This window comes from Propionivibrio sp. (assembly GCF_049316945.1).
In the GTDB taxonomy this organism is placed as follows: domain Bacteria; phylum Pseudomonadota; class Gammaproteobacteria; order Burkholderiales; family Rhodocyclaceae; genus Propionivibrio.
The window spans coordinates 1-2,309 of sequence record NZ_JBMOJE010000325.1; the positions used below are offsets into that span (position 1 = coordinate 1).

At 53.7% G+C, this 2,309-nt stretch carries 3 protein-coding genes; all 3 read left to right on the forward strand.

Annotation, left to right across the window (positions count from 1 at the left end):
- The coding region (locus tag ACOYNV_RS27615; RefSeq protein ID WP_422903029.1) for a UDP-N-acetylglucosamine 2-epimerase at positions 1 to 276 on the forward strand (276 nt) is incomplete at its 5' end.
- Between the two features lie 4 nt (positions 277 to 280).
- Positions 281 to 1,495, forward strand: a complete 1,215-nt coding sequence (locus ACOYNV_RS27620) for a glycosyltransferase family 4 protein (RefSeq protein WP_422903030.1) — start codon at positions 281 to 283, stop codon at positions 1,493 to 1,495.
- Positions 1,496 to 1,504: 9 nt separating this feature from the next.
- Positions 1,505 to 2,309: aminotransferase class I/II-fold pyridoxal phosphate-dependent enzyme (locus tag ACOYNV_RS27625; RefSeq protein WP_422903031.1), on the forward strand; the 805-nt coding region annotated here is incomplete at its 3' end.

Consider the following 2,309-nt stretch of genomic DNA (forward strand, 5'->3'; position numbering starts at 1 on the left):
TCCATCCTAAACTTTCCGGCGCTCAACCTACGTGAGGCGCATGAGCGACCTGAGGGCATGGAAGAAGCTGCCGTGATGCTGGTGGGCTTTGAGGTAGAACGCGTGCGCCAAGGGCTGGGTATTTTGGCTAAGCAACCGCGTGGTGCAGACCGCACCAACCCGCACGGCATTCATCCGGTTTCAGACTACAGCATGCCAAATGTGTCTGACAAGGTGCTGCGCATCATCCACAGTTATACCGATTACGTAAATCGTGTGGTGTGGAAGAAGTATTAGCCCCGTGACCAAACGAGTATTGCTGCTGACACAGTGGTTTGACCCCGAGCCTACGTTCAAAGGCCAGGTATTTGCTCGCGAATTAAAGCGCCAGGGTTTTGACGTGGAGGTGTTGACCGGCTTTCCAAATTACCCTGGCGGCAAGGTTTATCCCGGCTACAAGATCAAATGGTTGCAGCGCGAAATTGTGGATGGCGTGCACATTACCCGCGTGGCGCTGTACCCCAACCACGACCAATCCGCCATTAAACGGGTATTGAATTACGCCAGCTTCGCAGCATCAGCCTTGTTTTATGGGCTGTTTATGGCAAAGCGCGCCGATGTTATTTATGCCTACCAACCGCCGCTTACTGTGGGCTTAAGTGCTGCGTTTATGCGGTTTTTCAGGGGCATCCCGGTCGTGCTCGACATTCAGGACATGTGGCCTGACACCCTGCGTGCAACCGGAATGGTCAAAAACCCAAAGACCTTGAACCGGGTTGCAGCAGTTTGTAGCTGGGTTTACCGCCATGTCGACCGGGTTGTAGTGCTCTCGCCGGGTTTTAAGCGATTATTGGTGGAGCGTGGTGTACTTTCTGAAAAATTGGAAGTGATCTACAACTGGGCCGACGAAAAGGCATTGGAAACGCCATCTGGGCAATTGCCCTCGGCGTTTCCGGGGTCGGACAAGTTTCGCATTGTGTTTGCAGGCAACATGGGTAAAGCGCAAGCCTTGGATGCTGTGCTGGATGCTGCCACGGTGCTGCAAACCCGGGCTTCACAAGTTTGTTTCGTCATGATTGGCGGCGGTGTAGAAGTGGATCGGCTAAAAGCTCGCGCTACAGAGTTAAAGCTGAACAACATTGTTTTTGTGCCGCCAGTGCCCATGGCTGAAGTGGGCACCCTGCTGCACGCTGCCGACGTCTTGTTGGTGCATTTACGCAAAGACCCACTATTTCAAATCACTATTCCTTCTAAAACACAGGCGTACATGGCGGTTGGTAAACCTTTGTTGATGGCAGTGGACGGCGACGCAGCCGATCTGGTGTTGCAGTCAGGTGGTGGTTTGGTGGCCGAGTCGGAAAATTCTGAATCTTTGGTATTGGCAATTGAAGCCCTTCAACAGCTCAGTAACGATGAGCGCCAGGCAATGGGGGCAAGGGCGCAATCCTTTTACCGGGATTACTTGTCTCTGCCCGTTGGAGTCGGCAAGTTTGCCAGGATTTTCAATGACATTTGAAGGATGAAGATGAGTTCGCATCAAAGTGCCTTTCCACACATCGTGGACTTCATTCGGAAAATATATGGTGGGGATTCTGTTACTCTGCACCGCCCCGTCTTTGAAGGTAACGAAAAACAGTACCTGAGTGACTGCATTGACTCTAACTTTGTGTCATCAGTGGGTGCCAAGGTTACCGAATTTGAGCAACAGATTGCCGCTTTTACCGGCGCCAAATATGCGGTAGCCACGGTTAACGGCACAGCGGCGCTGCATGTGGCTTTGCAACTGGTGGGGGTAGAGCGCGATGACGAAGTGATTACGCAGGCCCTGACCTTCATCGCTACTTGCAATGCGCTCAGTTATGCCGGCGCGCACCCGGTGTTTGTGGACGTAGATCGCGACACATGGGGCTTGAGTCCTGCAGCACTACGGCAGTTTTTGGCGAGCCACGCCGAGATACGTCACGGTCGCGCTTTTAATAAGTCAACAGGTCGGCGCCTGACCGCGTGTGTGCCCATGCACACGTTTGGCCTCCCTTGCCGCATCGAAGAAATCGTCAGTATCTGCGAAGAATGCGGCATTGCGGTCGTAGAAGACGCGGCAGAATCGCTGGGCAGCTATGTGGGCACGCGCCACACAGGCACCTATGGTAAATTGGCCACGCTCAGCTTCAACGGAAACAAAGTTATCACCACGGGTGGTGGCGGCATGATCATCACCGATGATGCCGCACTGGCCGCCCATGCCAAACATCTGACAACCACCGCCAAGGTTCCGCACCCGTTTGAGTTTGTGCACGACGAGGTCGGCTACAACTACCGCTTGCCCAACC